Consider the following 20,775-nt stretch of genomic DNA (forward strand, 5'->3'; position numbering starts at 1 on the left):
TAGTAGTTTGAGGTATATACATTACTGGTCATATCCTTTCGAGTAGAATTTTGTGTGGTAACTCAATTATTACTCTATATTGGATATGATTTTTAATTTTTTGTGAATTACTTTTGCAACACTCTATTTCCTTAATAATAAAAAAGGTGTAGAAGCTGGGGAAGGATTCCCTAGCTTCTACACCTTTTCATTACTTTGCCCTTGCCTGGGCAATAAGCTCCTCTAAGATTGATACATAGTAGTTGACCTTCATACTGGCTCCTGCGATGGCATCAGTTGTCTTGTCCTCATTTACCTCAAAGGATATCCCCTGATTTTCAACCACGTGAGCAGCAATGGCATCTGCCTGCTCATTCCACTCCCTTCCTATGCCAGAAGCGGCCTTCATCCCATAGCTCTCTCCCATGAGCTGTTTTGTGGTAAACCCTTTGTTAAGGTCCCTGGCATCCACAGGAAAGGTGGCATCTATAATCACCTGATCTATCCTTCCCTCCTCACCTACTATCATAGTTATGAAGTTGGTGTAGGAAAACCCTCTCTTGTGAGTTGACTCCTGAGCCCCCCTATAGGTTCCCGGAATATACTCCCCTGCCATAGTCATTGAACTAACCAGTGCAAATAATGCCATTAGTTTAGATATCTTCTTCATAATTCCCCCCTTATTTTCCTACGAAGGATATTACCATATTTTTTTCACATATTATCTTAAGTTTAGCTTAATTAAAAATCACTGATAGAGGCTTGCCTCCAAGAAAAAAAGAAGCAGATAGATCCCTTGATCCTCTGCTTCTTTGGGTATTACACGTATTTACTGTATCTTCTCAACTTCCTTTTTGAGGCCCTTCTTAGTTATCCTAAAAAACTCTCCTCTGAGGTTTTCACTATCCATGTGAATTTTTATCTTTTCTCTGTCTTCCAGATCAAACTTCAGGGACAGTCCGCAGTTGGCTGTAACCTCCTTGGGAACAGGTATTATCCTTATATTGAGTCCCATCTCTAAAAATTCCTTTTCAAGCTTCATCACCACATTAGTAGACTCCAGGGCAAGAAGACCAAAAACTTCTGTTCTCATTATACTCTTATAATCCTTTCTGCTGTCATCTGCTTTTCTATTATAGAATACATATTGGTTACACTTCCCACTCCCACCTGGAGCTCATAGAAGTTTAAGCATGCTCCGCAGGTAAGTATCTCTACCCCTCTGCTCTCAAGCTCCTTAAGATCCTCTATGGAAACCGACCCCTCTGCTGTCACCTTAGCTCCGGCGTTGTAGAAAAGTATCATCTTAGGAAGGAGCTCCATCTCTGTAAGGGTATAGATAAATCCCTTTAGAAGAGTTTTCCCAAGCTCCTCATCTCCCTCTCCCATCTTGTCTGAAGCGATGACTATTACAGTGGACTTTTCTGCTGTTTTTTCCTCTACAGCCTCACTCTTGTCGATAGTCACCTTCCATATATCTCCGTCTTTTGTAGTTTCAAAGGAAAGGCCCATCTCAGATGCCATCTTTTCTAGGTTTTCCTTGGAGGTATCGTTATCCACAGCTACCTCTACCTTACCGCTCTCTACTCCCTTTAGGGCTTTCTTAGTCTTTATTATAGGCATGGGACAAGTCAGTCCTATTGCATCAACTCTTATCATCTTCTCTCCTTTCTCCTTCCGTTTCCAAGCTCCTACTTAATAACTCTGTAATCTTCCACTCTCTTGGTTACTCCCAGGGAATCCAGCTTTTCCAAGAATGCCAGAGCAAACTTTCTGCTGGTTTCCAGAGCCTCCCTCGTTTCAGCCAGGGTAATCTTCCCGCTGGATTCAGCTCTCTCTCTTATCCTCTTCTCTCCCTCATTGAAGAATCCCTTCATAAAGCAGATATCCTTTTCCAGAGGTATAAGAAGTCCGTTGTCTATAAGGAGGGTGTGCATCTCCTTAAGAGCCACCTTATCCTCTACCAGATCCTCCAGCTCACTGTACTTAGGCGGTTTGAATCCCATCTCCTTATACTTCACCAGGATGATGTCCTTTACCTTCTTCTGCTTCTTAGTGAGCTTTACCTTGAAGTCTGCAAGGGATACAAGGTTTTCATTGGCCTTTACTACCCCTCTAGCCTCCATTATCTCAAATATCTCATTGTAGTTTTTAACCTTCAGCTTCTTGGCAAAACACTTATTTTTTACCTCTGATTTATTGGCTCCAGACTTCAGCGGATTCCTCTCGTGGTACTCCTTGAGGAACTCTACAACCTTAGCCTCTGCTTCTTGTAGGTAGTTTATGTGGAAGTATCTCTTGAGCTCTATGCTTGAAAGGCAGAATACCTTTCCCTCCTCCATAAGCTTCTCTATAACCTCCACAGCAATCTCACTACCAGTTCCTATGGCGATATCCTTCATTGTAGGGAAGGCGCTGCTGTTCTCATCCAGCCACTTCTCCACCTTGTAGTCGGAACCTCCGCTCAGGAGGTTTGTAAGGGACTCGATATACTCGGTATTTTTTCTCTTTACCCTCTCACCCTTCATATTAAGGATCTTAACGCTTCCTATGGTATCCATAGGTGAGTAGTTTCTCACTACCCCTATATCTCCCGGAAGACCTACTATGGAATCCTCCAGCATAAGCTGGGCAAGACTTTCCTCTCCTCCAGCCAGTTCATCTACTCCAAATAATCTTATCCTTCCGATTACCTCTGTAGTTCCCAGGTGAAGTCTTATCCTGTGGTTGTTCTTTATCTTCTTCTTCCCCTCAAGGATGCTGAGGTTTACATCTATCCTGTCGGACATAGAGAGGCTGTCTGGAGTAGCCAGGATATCTCCTCTTGTGATCTCCTTTACATCCACTCCCCCTAAGTTCAGGGCACATCTGTTCCCAGGCTCAAGGCTCTCTACACTAACACCGTGGTTTTGTATCCCCCTTACCCTTACACTCTTCATGCTTGGGTAGAGGGTAAGGTTATCTCCCTCATAGATCTTTGTTCCGGTAGAGGTTCCAGTTACCACCGTTCCAAATCCCTTTACATTAAATACCCTGTCCACAGATAGTCTGAAGTTATTTTTCCCCTCGTCCTCATCCTCTATCTTCTCTATCTCGCTGTTCAGGAGCTCCTTCAGTGGCTTATAGCTGTCTAAATTCCCTGAATTTACCTCAAGTATCTCACACCTGTCTACAAAGCTCCCCCTGAACTCCTCTCTGATCTCTTCCCTTACCTCGGCAACTCTCTCTGGGCTTACAAGGTCTGTCTTGGTTACTACCACTACTCCCCTCTTTATTCCCAGAAGCCTGATTACATTCAAGTGCTCCCTTGTCTGGGGCATTACACCGTCATCAGCAGCTACCACAAGCATCATAAAGTCTATTCCGCTTACTCCGGCCACCATGTTCTTTATGAACTTCTCGTGTCCCGGTACATCTACCAGTCCCACTCTCTTTCCAGATTCCAGAGTAAGGTAGGTGAAGCCCAGGTTTATCGTCATTCCCCTCTTTTTTTCCTCTGGAAGAGTATCTGTATCTACACCGGTAAGATTTCTGATAAGTGTTGTTTTACCGTGGTCTATATGACCAGCTGTTCCTATTACAATATTTCTCATATCTTCCCCTTTTTTATTAAATATCTATTTCTTCCAAGCAGATTCCCCTAAATCAGAGAAGGATTACTTCATCTTCCCTGTTATCTCTGCTGCTCTCTCTGCCACTACTTCCATCTCATTCTCCTGAATAGCCTTTACATCCAGGATAAATCTGTCGTTCCTTATCATTCCCACTATATTTGGAGTTCCCAGTCTGAAGGCCTTCTCAAGCTCCACAGAGTTCCCCTCTATGGCCACCCCGTAGCTTTCAACTGTTTCACCAGGCATAGATCCGCCACCTATGGTAGCCTCTGTTTCCATTGCTTCACACGCCACTCCCCTGTCTGTCAGAAGTTTATGGAGTCTTTCAGCCCTTGCCTCTACCTTTTCAGGAGCTTCCAGTATCATTCTCAGGGTAGGTATCTCAGCCACAGCTTCCCTCTCATCCAGGTAATATCTAAGGGTAGGCTCCAGGGCTGCAATGGTCATCTTACTTACCCTCAGGGCTCTTAGAAGCTGATTTTTCTTAAGTCTGTCTATATACTTCTTCTTACCCACTATTACTCCCAGCTGAGGTCCTCCCAGAAGCTTATCCCCGCTGAAGGTAACCAGGTCTATTCCAGAGGCTATGCTCTCCTGAACCGTAGGCTCCTTCTTCACTCCATACTTACTGAAATCCACAAGGACTCCGCTTCCAAGGTCTTCCATAGTAAGAACGTTATTCTCCCTACCTATCTCCACAAGTTCCTCATTGGTCACCGTCTTGGTGAAACCTATGATCTTATAGTTGGATGTGTGGATCTTGAGGAGCATTGAGGTGTCCTCAGTTATTGCCTTCCTGTAATCTCTGGCATGGGTTCTGTTGGTAGTTCCCACCTCAACAAGTTTTGTTCCAGAAAGCTCCATGATATCAGGCACCCTAAAGGATCCCCCTATCTCCACAAGCTCCCCTCTGGATACAACGGCCTCACCATTGTTTGCAAACTCATTTAGAGCCAGCATCACTGCTGCTGCATTGTTATTAGTCAGCACCGCTGCTTCAGCTCCAGTTACCTGGCAAATAAGCTCCTCTACGTGGTCATACCTGCTTCCCCTTCCTCCCTTTTCAAGGTTGTACTCAAGGTTGTTGTATGAAGTGATTACATCCACCACATTCTTGGCAGCCTTCTCAGATATAAGGGATCTTCCCAGGTTTGTATGAACTACAGTCCCCGTAGCGTTGATGACATTTTTCAGGTTAAATTGGGACCTCTTGGTAACTATCCCCCTGATCTCCTCTAGGATGTCCTCTTTTTCAAAGGTGGTTATATTCCCCTCTAATATACCCCTTCTGTATCTGTCTATTCCCTCTCTGATACCCTCTGTAAAACTAAAGTAATCTATGTTTTTAGCCAGCTCCTTCATCTCAGGCAGTTTTATTACTTCATCTACCTTTGGAAGTTTCTTAAATAATTCTTTTTTCATAGTCTCTACCCCACGTTAATTATTTTTTCGCCTCTCTTCTCAACCATACCTACAATTGCAGACTTTATTTCAAGCTTATTTAGCTCCTCTAGAACCTCTCCAGCATACTTCTCCTCTACAGAAAATAACAGCCCTCCCGATGTCTGCGGGTCAAACATTATCTCCTGCATCCAGAATGGCGTATCCCCCATATCCACATGCTTTTCCGCAAAAACTCTATTCTTCTGGCCCCCACCAGTGATATAGAACTCCTGAGCATACTCCTTAGCTTCCTCAATATATGGAATAAGGTCCCTGTGAAGGTCATAGGTTACGTCGCTGGCATCTGCCATCTCATAGGCGTGTCCTAGGAAACCAAATCCTGTGATATCTGTACAAGCTGACACTGGATATTTTTTAATTATATCCATTGCATACTTATTCAGAGTTGTCATATTTTCAACCATCTCATCTATAGCTCTCTGGCTTGCTTCCCCCACTTTATAAGCGGTTGAGATGATACCGGTACCAATCGGCTTTGTCAGTATGAGGACATCTCCCTCCTTGGAACCATAGTTTTTCATCACCTTATCTGGATGTACAAAACCAGTTACAGAGAGCCCGTATTTTATTCCATCATCGTGTACTGTATGTCCTCCGCTGAGTACTGCTCCGGCTTCTGCTATCTTTTCAGCTCCCCCTCTTAGTATCTCACCCAGTATCTCTATATCCATCTTTTCTGGAAAGCACACTATATTCATTGCAGTCTTTGGTTCTCCACCCATGGCATATACATCACTCAGGGAGTTGGCTGCTGCCACCTGTCCAAAGATATATGGGTCCTCCACCATAGGCATAAAGAAGTCCAGGGTCTGGATAAGAGCCAGCTCCTCTGAAACCTTATAAACTGCTGCATCATCTGATTTTTCATAACCTACTATCAAATTGTTATCTTCCACACTCGGAAGGTTAGAGAGTAGACCACTTAGAGCCTCCGGCCCCACTTTCCCCGCTCAGCCTCCAACTGAACAAGTATTTAGATTAATCTTTTTCATTTCACTATTCATTTCCCTCAATCTCCTCTCTAAATATTACTTTATTAGTATCTATATTAACTGCCTCTCTCCCAACTCATACCCTTAGGTCAGGGGAAAACCGACAGTTTTTAACATCATAATTTATTTTTATAAAGTGTCCGCTATTTACCTAGAATCTTCCCCAAAAGACTCTTTTTCTTCACAGGCTGGATAACCCCCTCCTCAGTTTCAACTCCTAGCTCCCTGGCTATTATTCTGGCTGTGGCCTCTGCCATGTCCCCGGTAAACCTCACACACTGCTCCATATGAACCTTTGATCCAAGCTTCATATCCTTTGTGAGTATCCTGCAGCAAAGAGTCTTGTTGTCCCTTCTGAAGATATCATGAACCTCCTTAGAAAGCTCCATAGCCTTTTCTACTTCCTTTCCCTTGGCCTTCTGCCTACCAAAGATAAGCCCCAGAGCCATCTGGGATCCTACAACTGCACCACAGGTACAACCTGCCTTTCCCATTCCAACTGGAAACCCCGATGCAAGAGCCACTACCTCATCTCCAACCTCTGGCTTAAATCTGTCCTTAAGAGTCTTTATTATAGACTCGGAGCAGTAAAATTCACCATTCTGATAGTAGTTTTCCGCTGTTTTTCTGATCTCTTTTATATTTATCTTCTCCACTATATCCACTCCTCAGATTACAAGTGTAGTATTATTTTACATAATGTAGCATTCTACTATCAAATAATACCACTTAAAGGGCTAAAACTCAATAGTTAATAATTTCTCCAGCTATTTTCTTTTACCCTATTTTTGCCCCTCTATTATACCATACTTCCATTGTATATTGTATTTATTTGGGGTATACTTCAACATGAGCATATTACTTTATTATAGGGGGATTGCGATGTTTAAGATAAAAAAATTTAAGGAACTTAGTGTTGATGAACTATATAAAATCTTAGCCCTTAGATCGGAAGTGTTTGTAGTGGAACAAAATTGTGTCTACAACGATATCGATGGGAAGGACCTCAAGTCAACCCATATGTGGATTCAGGAGAAGGGAAAGATAGTTGCATATATAAGGCTGGTTGATAGGGGAGTTTCCTACGACGAAGCTTCCATAGGGAGGGTTCTAGTGGCTAAGGATGAGAGGGGCAGAGGCCTGGCCAAGAAGATCATGAGGGAGGGGATAAAGTACCTCACTGAAAGATCCGCAGAGAAGAAGATTACAATAGGAGCCCAGGAGTACCTCAAAAGCTTCTACCAGAATCTTGGTTTTGTAGAGATCTCCGATGTCTACGATGAAGACGGCATTCCCCATCTGGATATGCAGTACAACTGTGAGTTCTTTTAATACAGAAAACTCCCTGGGCATCTGTTCCAGGGAGTTTTTTTATAGCTTTTCCATCACTTTCTTTTATCATTTTTTTGATTTTCACCCTTATCTCCACTGCTCTCTCATTGATCGAAATTTATGCAGTCTCCCTCTCCCTTTACATCTCTGGATTTTTCCTGTTGTTCCTCCCTAATTCTTAACCTAATCTTAAAAAAACTAAATAAAAACACATAGATGACGTTGAAGGAACTTTTATTTCCTGTAGAATACTTAAGTATTACCCTATTAATATCCAGGAAGGTGAAGAAATGAATAAGATCGAGAACTACTTAATGGAGAGCGGCTATGGTGCATTTCTCTCCCCAGAGGACCTCTTCGAAATTCCCCTTGAAAGGTTTCAGAATAAGAGCTCCTCTGAGATAAATGAAAATGGTGACTTTTACTTTATCATCCAGGGAGCACTGGATGTTTTCTACCCAGATAAAGATGGTAAAAACCATCTGTTAACAAGGGTCTATCCCCAGGACTACCAGCTGGGAGGGATTCCAAAATACTTCAAAAAAAAATACCACAACCTCAATGACTATGTGGCATCCTTCTCCAAGGAATCTATCCTCTATGGTATCAACAAGGATAAGGTTGAGACACTTTTAAAAACCCCCGAGTTTCTTGAGTTTACCTTTGAGAAATTCTTTAACTACTCCTCCCATGTAGTTCAGGAGAACTACTTTAAAAGTATCTTTACCCTGGAGGAGTACCTGGCCTACATCCTCTACAACCACTCCACAGACAATAAATACACAGTTAGGAGCTACTCCCTCTTTGCAAACCTACTAAAGTGCGACAGGACAAACCTCTACAGGGCCCTTTCATCCCTTCAGGAACAGGGGGTAGTAAGGAAGGAGGGAAAAACTATTCAGGTTATCTGCGAGGAGAAGCTGAGATATATCTTCGAGGAGAAACTATAAAGGCAACGTGGCGTTGCATCCTAATAATCGGTTGGAGTACCCATTATTTCATTCAGTTTTTTTATAAGCTCTATACTTTACCTTAAACAATAAAAAAACCTCCCAGAAGCTCTATGACTTCTGGGAGGTTTCTCTCTATTCTTCTATTCTTTCTTCTTCAGCTCTTCTCTGGTTCTTTTCCATTATCGCCCCGAACACCTTATATCCCAGGCAGAGGATAACAGATCCCACAAAGAGACCAATTATACCATAGGTAACCATACCACCTATAGCTCCAAGAAGTATCACAAGCATGGGTACATCCACGCCCCTTCCCAGAAGGAGCGGCTTAAGTATATTATCCAGAAGCCCCACAACTATACACCACACAAGAAATATTACCGCCGGAGTTGTACTGCTAACTGAAAATACATAGGCTGCTATGGGGAGTAAAACTAAGGTAGGAGGAAGCTGCATAATTCCAAGGATGAGTATTAGAAGGGTCCACAGTCCCACTGCAGGAACCCCCATCACAAGCATTCCTGCTCCTCCAAGTACAGCCTGTATCACCGCTATTCCTAGCACTCCCTGTACTACACTTCTTATACTACCAGCTGCTATATGAGGAAAGTCATCTACATACTCTCCCACCAGAATAGCAAAGATCTTCTCTGCTCCCTTCCCTGCAGCTTCAGCATTCATAAGAAACACCCCAGCTACTATCACCGAAATTATAAACTGGATGATCGTAACACCAAAACCTGCTATAGTTGCAAGAACCCTTGGAGCCATCTCCTTTAGCTGAGGACGAACCCTTGCAAGGACCTCCTCTATATTAGTTGCTGCCAGCTTCCAAGTATCGTGGATCTGCTGCCCCACTATAGGAAGGGATGCCACCTCATCCTTGGGAGGGTTTATCTTCAGCGTTCCCTCCTCCAAGGTCTTAGCTACTCCCTGAAGACTGTCCACAGTTGCGTTCATAAAAAGTACTGTTGGAACCACCAGTATTGCAATCCCTGCAAGGGTTATAAGGGTGGCAGAGAGCTTCTTCCTTCCCCTTAAAAACTTTGACAGCTTCTCATGGAGGGGATATATCCCTACAGCTATAATTATTCCCCAGACCACTGTAACAATGAGGGGTTTCAATATAGAGTAGCACCAGATAACAAGTAAACTTATAAAACCAATCCTAATTGCAGCATCTACCGATTTATAGATGTGTTCATTACTACCACTTCTTTCGTTCATAGGGTCACCTCACTCCTTAATCTCTTTAATATTAAATATATCATCTCTTCCTCGGTATTCCTTCTCACATTTCCTATTAAAGTTCCCTTCGGTGATCCCTTATACCATTCATTACAACTGCTCTTTCTCTTCCCTCTATCTCAAAGTGAGCGAGCATCTCCTCCACTTTTCTCTCAGAGGTGAGGTTCATGTCCTCAAATATAACTATAAACCCCTCTGTATCCCCCTGCCACTTGGAAAAAGCTACCGTCTCTGGGTTTTCCTCGGAATAGCTTTTAAAGAACTCCCTGTTCCCCTCCACTACCTGACCCTTCTCCTGGAGATCCTCTATATCCTCTTCCTCTATATGTTCATAGGCATCTGAATAGATTACCACTGTCCCGCTTTTTTCATCTATCAAAAATACGCTGTTCCTAGACCTTTCCACAGAATAGTCCCCTGCCACCTCATCATCCTTCATATTAAGTGCAGCAAAACAGATAGCTGAAACCAGAAAAAACAATCCCATAATCTTTTTTAACATATAGCCTCCATATCAATTGAAAGAAGTTATTAGATCCCCCTGTCCCTTCTAAGTTTTTTAGGCCTACATCTCCTGGATCTGAAGAACCTCAGCTGAGTTTATCTTATTTTCATTTCCTGCTGCATCCTCATACTCATAGAAACCAGTCTTCTTGTTGTAGTCAACCTCATCCCTCGTCTCTATTACCGTGTCATCCTTAAGAACTATCCTCTGAGGAGTTGAACAACCTATAAGTGCTCCTGCTACCACCATGGATAAAACTAATCTCTTTAACTTCATAACTAACCTCCTGTTTTCATATTACAAATACATTATATTTTATTCTTTTCCTAAAAACTGTTGCACAAACTACATTTTTATGGAGGGATTTCCTATAAAATAGATTCTGAGACCCATAAACTTTACTTTATCTTCCCTTTTGAAAAAGGAAAAATAAATAAAGGGGGTAATTATGTAGTATGAATACTAGAATATATGGAGGTAATTATGAATAAGAAAATTCTAGCTATAGGAGTAGGAGCTCTCCTTTCAGCGGGAGTCTATGCTCAGGACTTTAATGCAACTCTAGGTCTGGGAGCAGCAGCTGTAACGAGTCCCTATCAGGGTGTAGGTACAGTGGGAACTCCTCTTCCCTTTATTAACCTAACATATGGTGATTTCTACCTTAAGACAGGAGATGTAAACTACAGCCTCCTTTCCATAGGTTATAACTTCTGGAAGGATGATACCTGGACGCTAAGTGCATATGTAAACCCACTTGGTGGATTTGATGTGGACAGATCCGAGATGGATGATGGCTACAACAACTTAGACAGGAGAGAGTATCAGTTCGAGGGAGGACTAAAGGCTGTAGCTAAAACTGGTTGGCACGATATGAGAGTTCAGTTCCACGGTACCTATGGAGAGGAGGGGGGACACCTGGGAACAGCTGTCTTCAGACCATTTGAGGTTAATGATAAGCTTACCCTTACTCCAAGAGTTAGCCTTACATACTTTGAGAGCGACTATGTGGACTACTACTTTGGTGTAAGCCAGAGCGAAGCTAACAGAAACAGTAAGATCGATAAGAAGTACAGTCCAGACGGAGCATACTCCGCTGCCTTTGATCTGGGAGCAAGCTATGCTTTAAGGGACCACATAACCCTTACTGGATTTGCAGGAGTAGAGAAGCTCTCAAGCGAGATCGATGATTCACCGATTGTAGAAGAAGACGTTCTCTATAGAGTAGGTGTAGGATTTGCCTACAAGTTCTAAGAGGTATTTAAAACCGGGATCATATCCCGGTTTTTTATTTTAACCTTATAAAAGAGACCTCTCTCCCCTCTCTTAAGATCCTCAAACCCTGTAACTTCCAAAGCAATAAAAAATTATAGTAACGCTCCACCCCTTCTAGCCTTATTTAATAATTCTATACTTTTCTTACCAATAAAAAAGAGAGGGATAAAACCCTCTCCTTATTATCATCTATTTCTTTCTAAATAGTGTAATCTCGATTCTTCTGTTCTTCATTCTTCCCTCAGCGTCTTTATTCGAGTATCTAGGCTTTGTCTGACCCTTACCTTCAGTCTCTATTCTTGCTTCATCGATTCCCTTATCCACAAGATATGCTTCAGCACTTTCTGCTCTCTTCTTAGAAAGACTCATATTGTACTCTGCAGTACCAGTTGTATCTGTATGACCCTCTATTCTTATCTTCCCTTGAGGATATTCCATGAGTGCCTCTGCTAGAGTATCTAGCATCTCCTTAAACTCAGGTTTTATCTCAGCTGAGTTTAGGTCAAAGGTAACTGCATTTGGCATGATAAGAGTAGGAACACCATTTTCAACTACAATCTCTATTCCACTCTTACTGAATACAGATTCAGGATTCATGAAGGTATTTATAGCCTGAGCTTTTCTCTCAGCTTCATATACCTTGTCTTCAGCTGAAGCCATCATAGCTTTAGTATCAGCTAGAGCATCCATATTTTCAGTATTCATTGCCTCTACAGCAGTTAACCTGTTATCTAAGTCGTCCATCTTCGCCTTATCTGTAGAGCTACAAGCTGTTAAAAGGGCTAGGACCGATAATGCTATTAACGTTTTTTTCATTATTATCCCTCCCTATTGTGTCATAGCCTCTTTTATTTGCTCCATAGATGCGTCTAAAGTATCCAGTCTTTGGTTAAGACCTGCAGCTTCTGATTTAAGCTCCATAACTTCCTGGTTGGTAGTATTTACAGTTTGCTCTACTGAAGCTACTCTTTCCTCTAGGGTAGTCATCGGATCCTCTTTAGGTTCAGAAGATGAGCAACCTACTAATACAAGTGCTGCAGCTAATGCCATTAACTTTTTCATAAATAAACCTCCTTATATTATATGACAGTCTTTGTCTTAGTCATATAAGAGTATTCTTTTAAAAATAGGGGTTTCCTTTTTATGAGGCTGAAAAATTGGCTTATTTTTTAATTTTTTTGTTTTTTTTATAAAAATAATTTAATATCATTAAATTATAGGTCTTTTATCGTGTGGGCCATGGGAATATCAGCTTCCAGCTCTCCATCCACTCCCCTGATCCTCCCTGCAAAGCTTCCCTCCACAACAAATCCCAAACTCCTATAGAACTCTATTGCTCCCCTGTTGCTTTCACGGGCTATGAGTTCCACTCTAGATATTTCCTCCATCTCTACCTCTACTCTTTTTAGATACTCTTCAAAGAGCTCCCTTCCAAGGCCCCTCCCCTGAAGGTCCGGATCTATACAGATAGTGAGATCTGAAAGGACGTGATCAAATACCCTGAGCCCAGGTCTGTAAGCATGGAGCTCACCCGCTATCCTCCCCTCTATATCCACCACAAGAGATAACCCCCTCTCCATGGAGCTCTTTATAACCCCCTCTATATAATCCTTAGTTATCTCATCCTCATACCTGGCCAGCCCTCCGGGAATCCTGGCCACCCTCCTGTAGAGAGTGTAGATCCCCTCTATATCTTCTACCCTTGTTTTTCTTATCACCTTTCTCCCCCCTAAGCTACTACTCTTCTAAACCTATCTCCATAGTTTCCTCTATTTTACTGGAACTCTTCACCTGGAAGAACTCCCATCTCTTCACAAGCCATATAAACCATCCTACAAGGATGACTCCCTTAAGAGTCGCAGTAATACTAATACTCCACCATACGCCGTTTAGACCCAGAATCGATTCTGCTGATAGCATTAGTGCAAGGGGAATCCTCGCTGCATTTAAAGCTATACTCACTATAGATGGGGGAGTTGTCTTACCCAGACCATTAAAGGCCCCTGCTGTAAGGATCTCCATACACATAAACCACTGGGAGAAGCTGAGGATCTTGAGGTAATCTATCCCCATCCTTATACTCTCCTCCTCTGGTATAAAGATGGCAAAGATAGGTTCCGCCCCGAAATAAAGAAGAAGGGTTGTTGCTACTCCTACTACACTCATTATAAGCACCGAAATCTTATACCCCTTCTTTATCCTCTCTGGCTGCTCTGCCCCATAGTTTTGTCCCACAAAGGTAGCAAGAGCTGCCTGAAATCCAAGGGCTGTCATCCATGAAAGGGATTCTATCTGAGATCCCACCTTCTGAACTGCAATAGGTACCGGACCCCAGCTTGCTATTATCCTTGCTATTACCATGGAGAATCCCGTGAACATACCAGAGTGAAGAGCCACAGGGAACCCAAGCTTAAATAGCTCTCCCAGTACATACCTCTCTGGAAGTATTGTCATCCTAAGGTTATTTACAACTCCCCTTCCCCTACCTATATAGATAATGAAGGAGAGGGTTACCATCACCTGAGCCATCACTGTAGCCATAGCCGCCCCGGCTACCCCCATTGCCGGAACTGGTCCCCATCCGAAGATAAGGAGGGGATCCAGGATCATATTGGCAACAAGACCTATGGTATTCATGAGAAATGGAGTTTTACTGTCTCCATAACCATTGAATATCCCCGTTAATACCGGATTGGTAAAGTTAAATATCATTCCCAGGGCTATGATAACCAGGTAGGATTCTGCCATCTGGACGACTCCCTGATCCCCCAGGTTAAAGAAACCTATGAGGGCTTCCCTTCCCATATATATAGCTGCTCCATAGAGGACAGCCATAAGCAGGTTCAGCTGAATGGCATTTCTGGCATAATCCCTGGCCCTCCTCATATTCTTGGCCCCTACACTCTGAGCTACCCTGACCTCTGCTCCCACCTTGGAGATTAAGATGAAGGCAAAACTCATCCACAGGTAGAAACCTGCACTTCCCACTGCTGCCACAGCTCTGCTTCCTACCCTTCCTATCCATATCATGTCCACCAGATTGTAGGCCATCTGGAGGAAAGAGGTTCCCATTACAGGAAGGGCCATCTTATAGAGCCCCCTGCTGATACTCCCCCTTGTCATATCTATCTTTGCACCCATTATTCTCTCCTTTAATCTCTTTATCAGGAAAGAATAGCACATTTTTATACCTTTTTCCAGAAAAACTCACTAAAACAAAGGGAAATCGGGAGTAAATCAGTCAATAATCTATTAACAAAAAACAATAAATATGTTAAAATACACTTCGGAAACTCTTATCGAGAGAAGGTGGAGGGAAATGGCCCTGTGAAACCCGGCAACCCCTGTTTTAGGAAGGTGCTAAGTCCAGCGTTAATCGCAGAGATGAGGGAGGAGATGTAAGATCTAGGTTTACATACCTCTTGCTATTCATATAGTAGGAGGTTTTTTTATGAACATAACTAAATTAAAATAGGAGGATAAAGATGAAATTATCAACTAAAAGTGTAGTAGCCGTAGGAATAGGAGCGGCACTGTATGGTACCCTTTCAGCTGTGGCAATTCCAGTTGGTCCAAACACTTCATTCAGACTGGCTGTGGCTCTGCTCACTATTTTTGGGGCTATGTTTGGTCCCCTTGTGGGATTCCTTGTGGGATTTATAGGACATGCTCTAAATGACCTTATTATGTGGGGAAGTGTATGGTGGAGCTGGGTATTTCTTTCAGCAATGATAGGTCTCTTTGGAGGATTTATAAACCTCGACTCTACCTTCAGTGTAGATGAGGGAAGGATCGAGAAGAAGCACCTTGTAAAGATGTACCTCTACTCTGTAATGGGGATGATAGCTGCAGGAGCTGTAGCCTATGTGGGAGATGTATTCTTCTACGGTGAGCCTGGAGACAAGGTATGGCTTCAGATCATTCTGGCTACCATCACAAACTTTGGAGTTACTGCCCTTGTGGGAATACCAGTGGTTTCCTCTATAGCCAAAAGAAAGCAAAAACATAACAACCTGGAAGTGGAGTAAACGATGTCTGACATGATAACCTTTGAAAACTTTACATTTAAATATAGCAGCCTCTCAAAGCCTACCCTTAAAAATATCAACCTTGTGATAAAGAGGGGAGAGAAGGTACTTATTGCAGGTCCCAGCGGAAGCGGAAAATCCACCCTGGGACACTGTTTAAATGGACTTATCCCCTCTGCCTACAAGGGAAGTATAGAGGGTAAGCTCACAGTGGACGGGGTAGAACCCCATACTAAGAGTATATTTGATCTCAGCTCCCATGTGGGAACTGTTCTTCAGGATCAGGACGGACAGTTTGTGGGGCTTACTGTGGGAGAGGACGTAGCCTTCATCGACGAGAACAAAAACATCTCCCAGGAGGAGATGAGGACCCACGTCAGGGAAGCCCTGGGACTTGTGGATATGGCAGATCAGGAGGGGAAGAGCCCCCATGAACTGAGCGGAGGACAGAAGCAGAGCATTTCCCTTGCAGGAATAATGATGAACGATGCCAGTGTGCTTCTCTTTGATGAGCCCCTTGCTAACCTGGATCCTGCCAGCGGAAAGAAGGCTATGGAGCTCATCTCCGATATCCATAAAAAAACCAACAGAACCATAGTTGTAATAGAGCACAGAATAGAGGATGTACTGGAAGCTGAGTTTGACAGGGTGGTTATTGTAAATGAGGGAGAGATCGTGGCCAACGGAGCTCCAGAGGAGCTCCTTGTAAGGGACGACTTCAGAAAAAATGGTCTCAGAGAACCCCTATATATAGAGGCCCTCAAGTACGCCGGTATTGACCTTGAAAAAGAAGCAGATAAGGGAATATATAGACTTGGTGAAAAAGATATCTCTGTACTCAAAAGATGGACCGCTTCTGTGGAAGAAAAGAGGAAGGATGAAAAAGAACCCCTCCTTAAGATAGAGGACCTTACCTTCTCCTATAACCAGGGGGAAAAGATCCTTTCTGGAGTTAACCTCCACATCTCCAAGGGTGAGATTGTTGCTCTTCTGGGAAATAACGGAGCCGGTAAATCCACCCTTTCCAAAGCCATTACAGGAATTGTAAAGGGTGAGGGAAGGATCTTCCTTAACAACACCCCTATAGACAAGTGGTCTATCAGAAAGAGGGGAGAGAAGATCGGTTATGTTATGCAGAATCCAAACCACATGCTTACCCAGGAAACCCTTCTGGAAGAGGTGGAGTTTGGACTTAAGATAAGAAAGATCAAAAATTCCAGGGAGAGGGCTGAAAAAGCTCTTTCCACCTGCGGACTTCATAGATACAGGAACTGGCCCATTTCAGCTCTAAGCTATGGTCAGAAGAAGCGTCTCAGTATCGCGGCGATACTTTCCCTCGATCCTGAGATACTCATCCTCGATGAGCCCACAGCGGGACAGGATCATAAGCACTACCTTGAATTTATGGAGTTTATCAAGGAGATTGCTGCAGAGGGAGTGGGAATCCTCCTTATTACCCACGATATGCATCTGGCCCTTGAATATGCAGACAGAGCTGTGGTTCTTTCCAAGGGAGAGGTTATAGCAGACAGAGAGGTCAGCAGTATCCTAGGAGACAGGGATATTATGGAGAGAGCCAACCTGAAGGAAACATCTCTTTCAACCCTTGCTGAAAAATCGGGTATCTGCCCTGTAGACCTCATGAATACTTTTATAAACTACGATCACATAGGGGAGGTTGAACATGGCTAAGGGAGGTACTCTTTATATAGAAAGGGATTCTAGGATCCACTCCATGGACGGAAGTGTGAAGCTCCTTCTCCTAATTGTATGGACGGTGGCAGTGTTCAGCTTTATGGACCTGAGAATCTTTACACTGTTTTTTCTCGGGGGAATGACCCTTTTAAGGGCAGCAAGGATCCCATTTAAATCAGTTAAACCCCTGTTTTTCTTCGTGGTGATGTTTACTATATTTAATTCTCTCTTCCTCATAGCTGTAACCCCTCAGTTTGGGTCTGAGCTTTCAGGAAGTTATACTACAGTATTTACCCTTATGGGAAGGGAGCTTACAGCTGAAACTCTCTGGTTTGCTCTGAGTCTCTCTATGAAGTATATGGCTATCTCCCCAATAACTATGCTGTTTATCTTCACCACTCATCCCAGCAGGTTCGCAAGCAGCCTGAATAAGCTGGGTATCTCCTACAGGGTTGCCTACGCTATTAATATCGCCCTGAGATACATTCCAGATGTGAGCGAGGAGTTTAAAAATATAATGCACGCCCAGGAAGCAAGGGGAGTTGCCTTCAGAAAGGGAGAAGCTCCACTAATGGAGAGGCTGGTTAACTACAATACCATCCTTATTCCCCTGGTTCTCTCATCCCTTAACAGAGTAGAGGTGGTAACCAACGCCATGAACCTGAGAGGCTTTGGTAGAGAGAAAAAAAGAAGCTGGTACTCTGGGAGCAGATATAACTCCCTGGACTTTATAGTCATGGGATCTATGACACTGCTTCTTGTCCTGGTATTTTATCTAAAAAACAACCTTATAACAGGTTTTTGGTATCCATTCCAGTAATATGAGAAACTTCCCCCAGGGAGGTTTCTTTTTTTTGCCAAATCCGATATAATTCTATATAGGGGGTGTAAGATGAGCAAAATAAAAAGAATAGGAGTCCTCACATCTGGTGGAGATGCTCCTGGAATGAATATGGCAATAAGGGCAGTAGTGAGAGCCGGAGTTAAAGCAGGTATAGAAGTATACGGTATATATGAGGGATATAAAGGTCTCGTAGAGGGAAACTATAAAAAACTTGATCCTTCAGACTTAGATAAGAGAATTCCCCAGGGAGGAACTATGCTTTATAGTGCAAGACTTCCTGAGTTTGAGAATATAGAGGTTAGAAGAGTCGGTGTTACCAAGCTTAAGGAAGCCGGTATAGAGGCTGTAGTGGTTATAGGAGGAGACGGTTCCTACAGGGGGGCAAAAGCCCTAAGTGAGATGGGGATAAAGTGTATCGGTATCCCTGGAACTATAGATAACGACATCGTTTCCACAGACTACACAATAGGTTTCGACACAGCTCTCAACACTGCTGTGGAAGCTATCGACAGGTTAAGAGATACCTCTCACTCCCATATAAGGTGCAATATCGTAGAGCTTATGGGAAGATACTGCGGTGACCTAAGTTTATATGCTGGAATCTCAACTGGGTGCAGCATTATAGTTACCAAGGAAACAGGCTTTGACAAGGAAGATGTCATCAAAAAAGTCAAGGATCTCCACGAGAGAGGAGAGAGACACGTAATCATTGCCATCGCTGAGAAGATAACAAATGTAATAGATCTTTCAGAGGAGGTGCAGGAGAGGACTGGATATAAGACCAATCCAATGATCCTGGGACACATCCAGAGAGGAGGATCTCCAACAGCCTTTGACAGAGTTCTTGCCTCAAATATGGGAGTCTATGCTGTAAAGCTTCTTCTTGAGGGAGTAAACAGCAGGTGTATAGGAATCAGAGAAAATAAGCTGGTACACTATGATATAATCGAAGCTTTGGATCTTCCAAAGGAAAAAAATCCTCTCTATGATATAGTTGAGGACCTCAGTTAAAATTTAATATCTAACGATTAAAGGTAATTTATTAAAATTACCTTTTTTTGTTGAAAAATTTCAGGATCAATACTATAATTAAATATCGAAAAGCGATATCAACTTTAGATAAGGAGCTGCTATGAAAAATAAGATACTTAGAAAATTATTTTTAGGCTTTATACAGGTACACATCCTGGGGCATGGGGCAAGGGGAGAGTTCTACGGTTCCTGGCTCATTGAACACCTCAAGGATCATGGCTATAATATGAGTCCCGGGACCATCTACCCCATCCTCCATAAGATGGAGAAGGAGGGGCTTCTGGAAGTAGAGGAGAGAGTCGTAGAGGGAAAGAAGAGGAAGTACTACAGAAGCACTCCCCTTGGGTGTGAGGTACTGAAGGAAGCAAGGATCAAGGCCAGAGAACTGGTTAAGGGAGGAGATAGGGATGATTAGATTTGAGGATGTCTGCCTCTCCTTTGGAGGGAAGACAATATTGGATAACTTTTCCCTGGAGATAGAGGCTGGAGAGAAGATCCTATTAAATGCCCCTTCCGGCAGGGGAAAGAGCACCCTTATTAAGCTCCTTCTGGGCTTTATCAGGCCCCAGAGGGGAAGTATCTACTATAAAGGTAAGAAGCTCACTGGAGAAAGTATACACAGTATAAGAAGGGATATTGCCTGGGTGAACCAGGATATTACCCTTAGAAAGTTAAAAGTGGATGAGCTTCTGAAGGAGGTGGGAGATTTTTCAGCCAATAGGAATATCAACTTCTTTGGGAGGCTGGATGAGCTCCTGGAGGAGTTTGCCCTCTCCAGGGAGATCCTTCATAAGAATATAGACAAGCTTTCTGGGGGAGAGAGACAGAGGCTGGGACTAATTATCGCCATCCTCATGGACAGGGAGGTTCTCCTTCTGGATGAGGTAACCTCCTCCCTGGATGCTGCCATGAAGAGGAAGGTAGAGGAGTGGATAGCCTCTACCCATAAGACTGTTATCCTCATCTCCCACGACAGTCACTGGAATACAGATAACTTTAGAGTAGTGAGGTGGTAGCATGACTAAAAATATTACGTTTCTTTCCATTATGTATCTGGGAGTATTTATAATTCCCCTGCTGGCAATCCTCTACAAGCTGAAGATCAGGCTTGTTAAGGAGTCAGTAGTTTCCATAGTAAGAATGTTTATTCAGCTTTCCCTTGTGGGGATCTACCTTCAGTATATATTCCTCTGGGATAACCCCTTTATAAATATGGCATACCTTCTAATTATGATCTTTACAGCTACCTTCTCCATAGGAAGGTCTGCCCAGATCAAGTTAAGGAGGATCCTGCCCATCCTGCTGGTAACTGTGGGAGTTCCCATGGTGGTTATCCTCATCTTCTTTGGTTCCTTCCTCATAGGACTGGATAATCCCCTGGAAGCAAAGTATCTCATCCCCATAAGCGGGATGCTCCTGGGTAACACCCTAAATGGTAATATTATAACCCTGAACACCTTCTTTAAGACATTCAGGGGCAATGAGGAGGAGTACCTCTACTCCCTGGGACTTGGAGCCACCAAGTATGAAGCTCTCAGACCCTATATAAGGGAGGGGATCACCTCATCTATATCACCTACCATAGCCTACCTGGCTACCATGGGGATAGTTTCCCTACCTGGAATGATGACGGGACAAATATTAGGTGGATCACTTCCCCTGACCGCCATCAAGTATCAGATTGCTATCATGCTTGCCATACTTTCGTGCAAGTTTTTCAGCAGCTTCTCTACACTGTATATTACATCCCATGTATTTTTTGATGACTATCATATACTGGATAAGGATATATTTATCCAAAGTTGAGTTTTTCACTTGTA

The 20,775-nt window shown here is 43.1% G+C and carries 24 protein-coding genes and 1 riboswitch; of the genes, 10 read left to right on the plus strand and 14 right to left on the minus strand.

The window, feature by feature from the left end:
• Positions 1-190: 190 nt before the first annotated feature.
• From QMG11_RS08565 to QMG11_RS08595, 7 genes are all read right to left on the minus strand, one after another.
• Positions 191-649 (minus strand): hypothetical protein, encoded by a 459-nt coding sequence (locus QMG11_RS08565; protein WP_281835160.1) that lies wholly within the window; start codon positions 647-649, stop codon positions 191-193.
• A gap of 159 nt (positions 650-808) precedes the next feature.
• Positions 809-1,072, minus strand: coding sequence for a putative Se/S carrier protein (locus tag QMG11_RS08570; RefSeq protein WP_281835162.1), 264 nt, complete (start codon positions 1,070-1,072; stop codon positions 809-811).
• The gene (gene yedF, locus QMG11_RS08575; RefSeq protein WP_281835163.1) at positions 1,072-1,638 is read right to left on the minus strand and encodes a sulfurtransferase-like selenium metabolism protein YedF; all 567 of its coding nucleotides are present in this window, start codon (positions 1,636-1,638) and stop codon (positions 1,072-1,074) included. Before yedF ends, QMG11_RS08570 begins: the two co-directional genes overlap by 1 nt.
• A 32-nt stretch (positions 1,639-1,670) precedes the next feature.
• On the minus strand, positions 1,671-3,572 hold the full coding sequence (selB, locus tag QMG11_RS08580) for a selenocysteine-specific translation elongation factor (protein WP_281835166.1): 1,902 nt from the start codon (positions 3,570-3,572) through the stop codon (positions 1,671-1,673).
• A gap of 63 nt (positions 3,573-3,635) precedes the next feature.
• Complete coding sequence (gene selA, locus QMG11_RS08585; RefSeq protein WP_281835168.1) at positions 3,636-5,015, minus strand: L-seryl-tRNA(Sec) selenium transferase; 1,380 nt, start codon at positions 5,013-5,015, stop codon at positions 3,636-3,638.
• A gap of 5 nt (positions 5,016-5,020) precedes the next feature.
• Positions 5,021-5,998: a selenide, water dikinase SelD gene (gene selD, locus QMG11_RS08590; RefSeq protein ID WP_373877222.1), complete on the minus strand. Its 978-nt coding sequence runs from the start codon at positions 5,996-5,998 to the stop codon at positions 5,021-5,023.
• A 194-nt stretch (positions 5,999-6,192) separates the two neighbouring features.
• Positions 6,193-6,705 (minus strand): C-GCAxxG-C-C family (seleno)protein, encoded by a 513-nt coding sequence (locus tag QMG11_RS08595; protein WP_281835172.1) that lies wholly within the window; start codon positions 6,703-6,705, stop codon positions 6,193-6,195.
• 226 nt (positions 6,706-6,931) lie between these two features.
• On the opposite strand from QMG11_RS08595, the gene QMG11_RS08600 reads away from it, so the two are divergent.
• Together QMG11_RS08600 and QMG11_RS08605 are read left to right on the plus strand one after the other, a co-directional pair.
• Complete coding sequence (locus QMG11_RS08600; protein WP_281835174.1) at positions 6,932-7,381, plus strand: GNAT family N-acetyltransferase; 450 nt, start codon at positions 6,932-6,934, stop codon at positions 7,379-7,381.
• A gap of 290 nt (positions 7,382-7,671) precedes the next feature.
• Positions 7,672-8,331 carry a Crp/Fnr family transcriptional regulator gene (locus tag QMG11_RS08605; RefSeq protein ID WP_281835175.1) on the plus strand — a complete coding sequence of 220 codons (660 nt, stop codon included), beginning with the start codon at positions 7,672-7,674 and terminating at the stop codon, positions 8,329-8,331.
• Positions 8,332-8,466: 135 nt separating this feature from the next.
• On the opposite strand, the gene QMG11_RS08610 is transcribed toward QMG11_RS08605, so the two are convergent.
• The 3 genes from QMG11_RS08610 to QMG11_RS08620 form a co-directional block, all read right to left on the minus strand.
• The gene (locus QMG11_RS08610) at positions 8,467-9,558 is read right to left on the minus strand and encodes an AI-2E family transporter (protein ID WP_281835177.1); all 1,092 of its coding nucleotides are present in this window, start codon (positions 9,556-9,558) and stop codon (positions 8,467-8,469) included.
• 76 nt (positions 9,559-9,634) lie between these two features.
• Positions 9,635-10,081: a hypothetical protein gene (locus tag QMG11_RS08615; protein ID WP_281835179.1), complete on the minus strand. Its 447-nt coding sequence runs from the start codon at positions 10,079-10,081 to the stop codon at positions 9,635-9,637.
• Between the two features lie 63 nt (positions 10,082-10,144).
• Positions 10,145-10,360: a YgdI/YgdR family lipoprotein gene (locus QMG11_RS08620; RefSeq protein ID WP_281835180.1), complete on the minus strand. Its 216-nt coding sequence runs from the start codon at positions 10,358-10,360 to the stop codon at positions 10,145-10,147.
• 207 nt (positions 10,361-10,567) lie between these two features.
• Between QMG11_RS08620 and QMG11_RS08625 the strand changes: the two genes are divergently transcribed.
• Positions 10,568-11,335: a MipA/OmpV family protein gene (locus QMG11_RS08625; protein WP_281835181.1), complete on the plus strand. Its 768-nt coding sequence runs from the start codon at positions 10,568-10,570 to the stop codon at positions 11,333-11,335.
• 210 nt (positions 11,336-11,545) lie between these two features.
• Here the strand turns inward: QMG11_RS08625 and QMG11_RS08630 are convergent, their stop codons facing one another.
• The 4 genes from QMG11_RS08630 to QMG11_RS08645 all read right to left on the minus strand — a co-directional run bounded on the left by QMG11_RS08630 (position 11,546) and on the right by QMG11_RS08645 (position 14,497).
• Positions 11,546-12,172 carry an OmpA family protein gene (locus QMG11_RS08630; protein WP_281835183.1) on the minus strand — a complete coding sequence of 209 codons (627 nt, stop codon included), beginning with the start codon at positions 12,170-12,172 and terminating at the stop codon, positions 11,546-11,548.
• 12 nt (positions 12,173-12,184) lie between these two features.
• Entirely contained in the window at positions 12,185-12,418 is a 234-nt protein-coding gene (locus QMG11_RS08635) for a hypothetical protein (RefSeq protein ID WP_281835186.1), read from the minus strand.
• A gap of 152 nt (positions 12,419-12,570) precedes the next feature.
• Positions 12,571-13,074, minus strand: coding sequence for a GNAT family N-acetyltransferase (locus QMG11_RS08640; protein WP_281835188.1), 504 nt, complete (start codon positions 13,072-13,074; stop codon positions 12,571-12,573).
• Between the two features lie 19 nt (positions 13,075-13,093).
• Entirely contained in the window at positions 13,094-14,497 is a 1,404-nt protein-coding gene (locus tag QMG11_RS08645; RefSeq protein ID WP_281835190.1) for an MATE family efflux transporter, read from the minus strand.
• A gap of 152 nt (positions 14,498-14,649) precedes the next feature.
• Positions 14,650-14,747: riboswitch (SAM riboswitch) on the plus strand.
• Between the two features lie 94 nt (positions 14,748-14,841).
• Here QMG11_RS08645 and QMG11_RS08650 point away from each other — a divergent pair.
• From QMG11_RS08650 to QMG11_RS08680, 7 genes are all read left to right on the plus strand, one after another.
• Positions 14,842-15,384: an ECF-type riboflavin transporter substrate-binding protein gene (locus QMG11_RS08650; RefSeq protein WP_281835192.1), complete on the plus strand. Its 543-nt coding sequence runs from the start codon at positions 14,842-14,844 to the stop codon at positions 15,382-15,384.
• Between the two features lie 3 nt (positions 15,385-15,387).
• Positions 15,388-17,076 carry an ABC transporter ATP-binding protein gene (locus QMG11_RS08655; protein WP_281835194.1) on the plus strand — a complete coding sequence of 563 codons (1,689 nt, stop codon included), beginning with the start codon at positions 15,388-15,390 and terminating at the stop codon, positions 17,074-17,076.
• Positions 17,069-17,899 carry an energy-coupling factor transporter transmembrane component T family protein gene (locus tag QMG11_RS08660; RefSeq protein ID WP_281835196.1) on the plus strand — a complete coding sequence of 277 codons (831 nt, stop codon included), beginning with the start codon at positions 17,069-17,071 and terminating at the stop codon, positions 17,897-17,899. Before QMG11_RS08655 ends, QMG11_RS08660 begins: the two co-directional genes overlap by 8 nt.
• 72 nt (positions 17,900-17,971) lie before the next feature.
• Positions 17,972-18,934: a 6-phosphofructokinase gene (gene pfkA / locus QMG11_RS08665; RefSeq protein WP_281835197.1), complete on the plus strand. Its 963-nt coding sequence runs from the start codon at positions 17,972-17,974 to the stop codon at positions 18,932-18,934.
• Positions 18,935-19,055: 121 nt separating this feature from the next.
• Positions 19,056-19,370: a PadR family transcriptional regulator gene (locus QMG11_RS08670; protein WP_281835198.1), complete on the plus strand. Its 315-nt coding sequence runs from the start codon at positions 19,056-19,058 to the stop codon at positions 19,368-19,370.
• A complete protein-coding gene (locus QMG11_RS08675) occupies positions 19,363-19,971 on the plus strand; it encodes an ABC transporter ATP-binding protein (protein WP_281835199.1) in 609 nt (202 codons plus the stop codon). Before QMG11_RS08670 ends, QMG11_RS08675 begins: the two co-directional genes overlap by 8 nt.
• 1 nt (position 19,972) lies before the next feature.
• Positions 19,973-20,761, plus strand: coding sequence for an ABC transporter permease (locus QMG11_RS08680; RefSeq protein ID WP_281835201.1), 789 nt, complete (start codon positions 19,973-19,975; stop codon positions 20,759-20,761).
• Positions 20,762-20,775 lie beyond the last annotated feature (14 nt).

Origin of the sequence: Propionigenium maris DSM 9537 (assembly GCF_027925155.1) — a bacterium.
Taxonomy (GTDB): Bacteria; Fusobacteriota; Fusobacteriia; order Fusobacteriales; family Fusobacteriaceae; genus Propionigenium; species Propionigenium maris.

Bases quoted from the DNA above. Each gene is read 5' to 3' on its own strand.
- QMG11_RS08610 (WP_281835177.1), bottom strand. From the start codon at position 9,558: ATGAACGAAAGAAGTGGTAGTAATGAACACATCTATAAATCGGTAGAT.
- QMG11_RS08635 (WP_281835186.1), bottom strand. From the start codon at position 12,418: ATGAAAAAGTTAATGGCATTAGCTGCAGCACTTGTATTAGTAGGTTGC.
- QMG11_RS08605 (WP_281835175.1), top strand. From the start codon at position 7,672: ATGAATAAGATCGAGAACTACTTAATGGAGAGCGGCTATGGTGCATTT.
- QMG11_RS08620 (WP_281835180.1), bottom strand. From the start codon at position 10,360: ATGAAGTTAAAGAGATTAGTTTTATCCATGGTGGTAGCAGGAGCACTT.
- QMG11_RS08600 (WP_281835174.1), top strand. From the start codon at position 6,932: ATGTTTAAGATAAAAAAATTTAAGGAACTTAGTGTTGATGAACTATAT.
- yedF (WP_281835163.1), bottom strand. From the start codon at position 1,638: ATGATAAGAGTTGATGCAATAGGACTGACTTGTCCCATGCCTATAATA.
- QMG11_RS08615 (WP_281835179.1), bottom strand. From the start codon at position 10,081: ATGTTAAAAAAGATTATGGGATTGTTTTTTCTGGTTTCAGCTATCTGT.
- QMG11_RS08565 (WP_281835160.1), bottom strand. From the start codon at position 649: ATGAAGAAGATATCTAAACTAATGGCATTATTTGCACTGGTTAGTTCA.
- QMG11_RS08625 (WP_281835181.1), top strand. From the start codon at position 10,568: ATGAATAAGAAAATTCTAGCTATAGGAGTAGGAGCTCTCCTTTCAGCG.
- QMG11_RS08660 (WP_281835196.1), top strand. From the start codon at position 17,069: ATGGCTAAGGGAGGTACTCTTTATATAGAAAGGGATTCTAGGATCCAC.
- QMG11_RS08650 (WP_281835192.1), top strand. From the start codon at position 14,842: ATGAAATTATCAACTAAAAGTGTAGTAGCCGTAGGAATAGGAGCGGCA.
- pfkA (WP_281835197.1), top strand. From the start codon at position 17,972: ATGAGCAAAATAAAAAGAATAGGAGTCCTCACATCTGGTGGAGATGCT.
- QMG11_RS08630 (WP_281835183.1), bottom strand. From the start codon at position 12,172: ATGAAAAAAACGTTAATAGCATTATCGGTCCTAGCCCTTTTAACAGCT.
- QMG11_RS08670 (WP_281835198.1), top strand. From the start codon at position 19,056: ATGAAAAATAAGATACTTAGAAAATTATTTTTAGGCTTTATACAGGTA.
- selB (WP_281835166.1), bottom strand. From the start codon at position 3,572: ATGAGAAATATTGTAATAGGAACAGCTGGTCATATAGACCACGGTAAA.
- QMG11_RS08570 (WP_281835162.1), bottom strand. From the start codon at position 1,072: ATGAGAACAGAAGTTTTTGGTCTTCTTGCCCTGGAGTCTACTAATGTG.
- QMG11_RS08675 (WP_281835199.1), top strand. From the start codon at position 19,363: ATGATTAGATTTGAGGATGTCTGCCTCTCCTTTGGAGGGAAGACAATA.
- QMG11_RS08645 (WP_281835190.1), bottom strand. From the start codon at position 14,497: ATGGGTGCAAAGATAGATATGACAAGGGGGAGTATCAGCAGGGGGCTC.
- QMG11_RS08680 (WP_281835201.1), top strand. From the start codon at position 19,973: ATGACTAAAAATATTACGTTTCTTTCCATTATGTATCTGGGAGTATTT.
- selA (WP_281835168.1), bottom strand. From the start codon at position 5,015: ATGAAAAAAGAATTATTTAAGAAACTTCCAAAGGTAGATGAAGTAATA.
- QMG11_RS08655 (WP_281835194.1), top strand. From the start codon at position 15,388: ATGTCTGACATGATAACCTTTGAAAACTTTACATTTAAATATAGCAGC.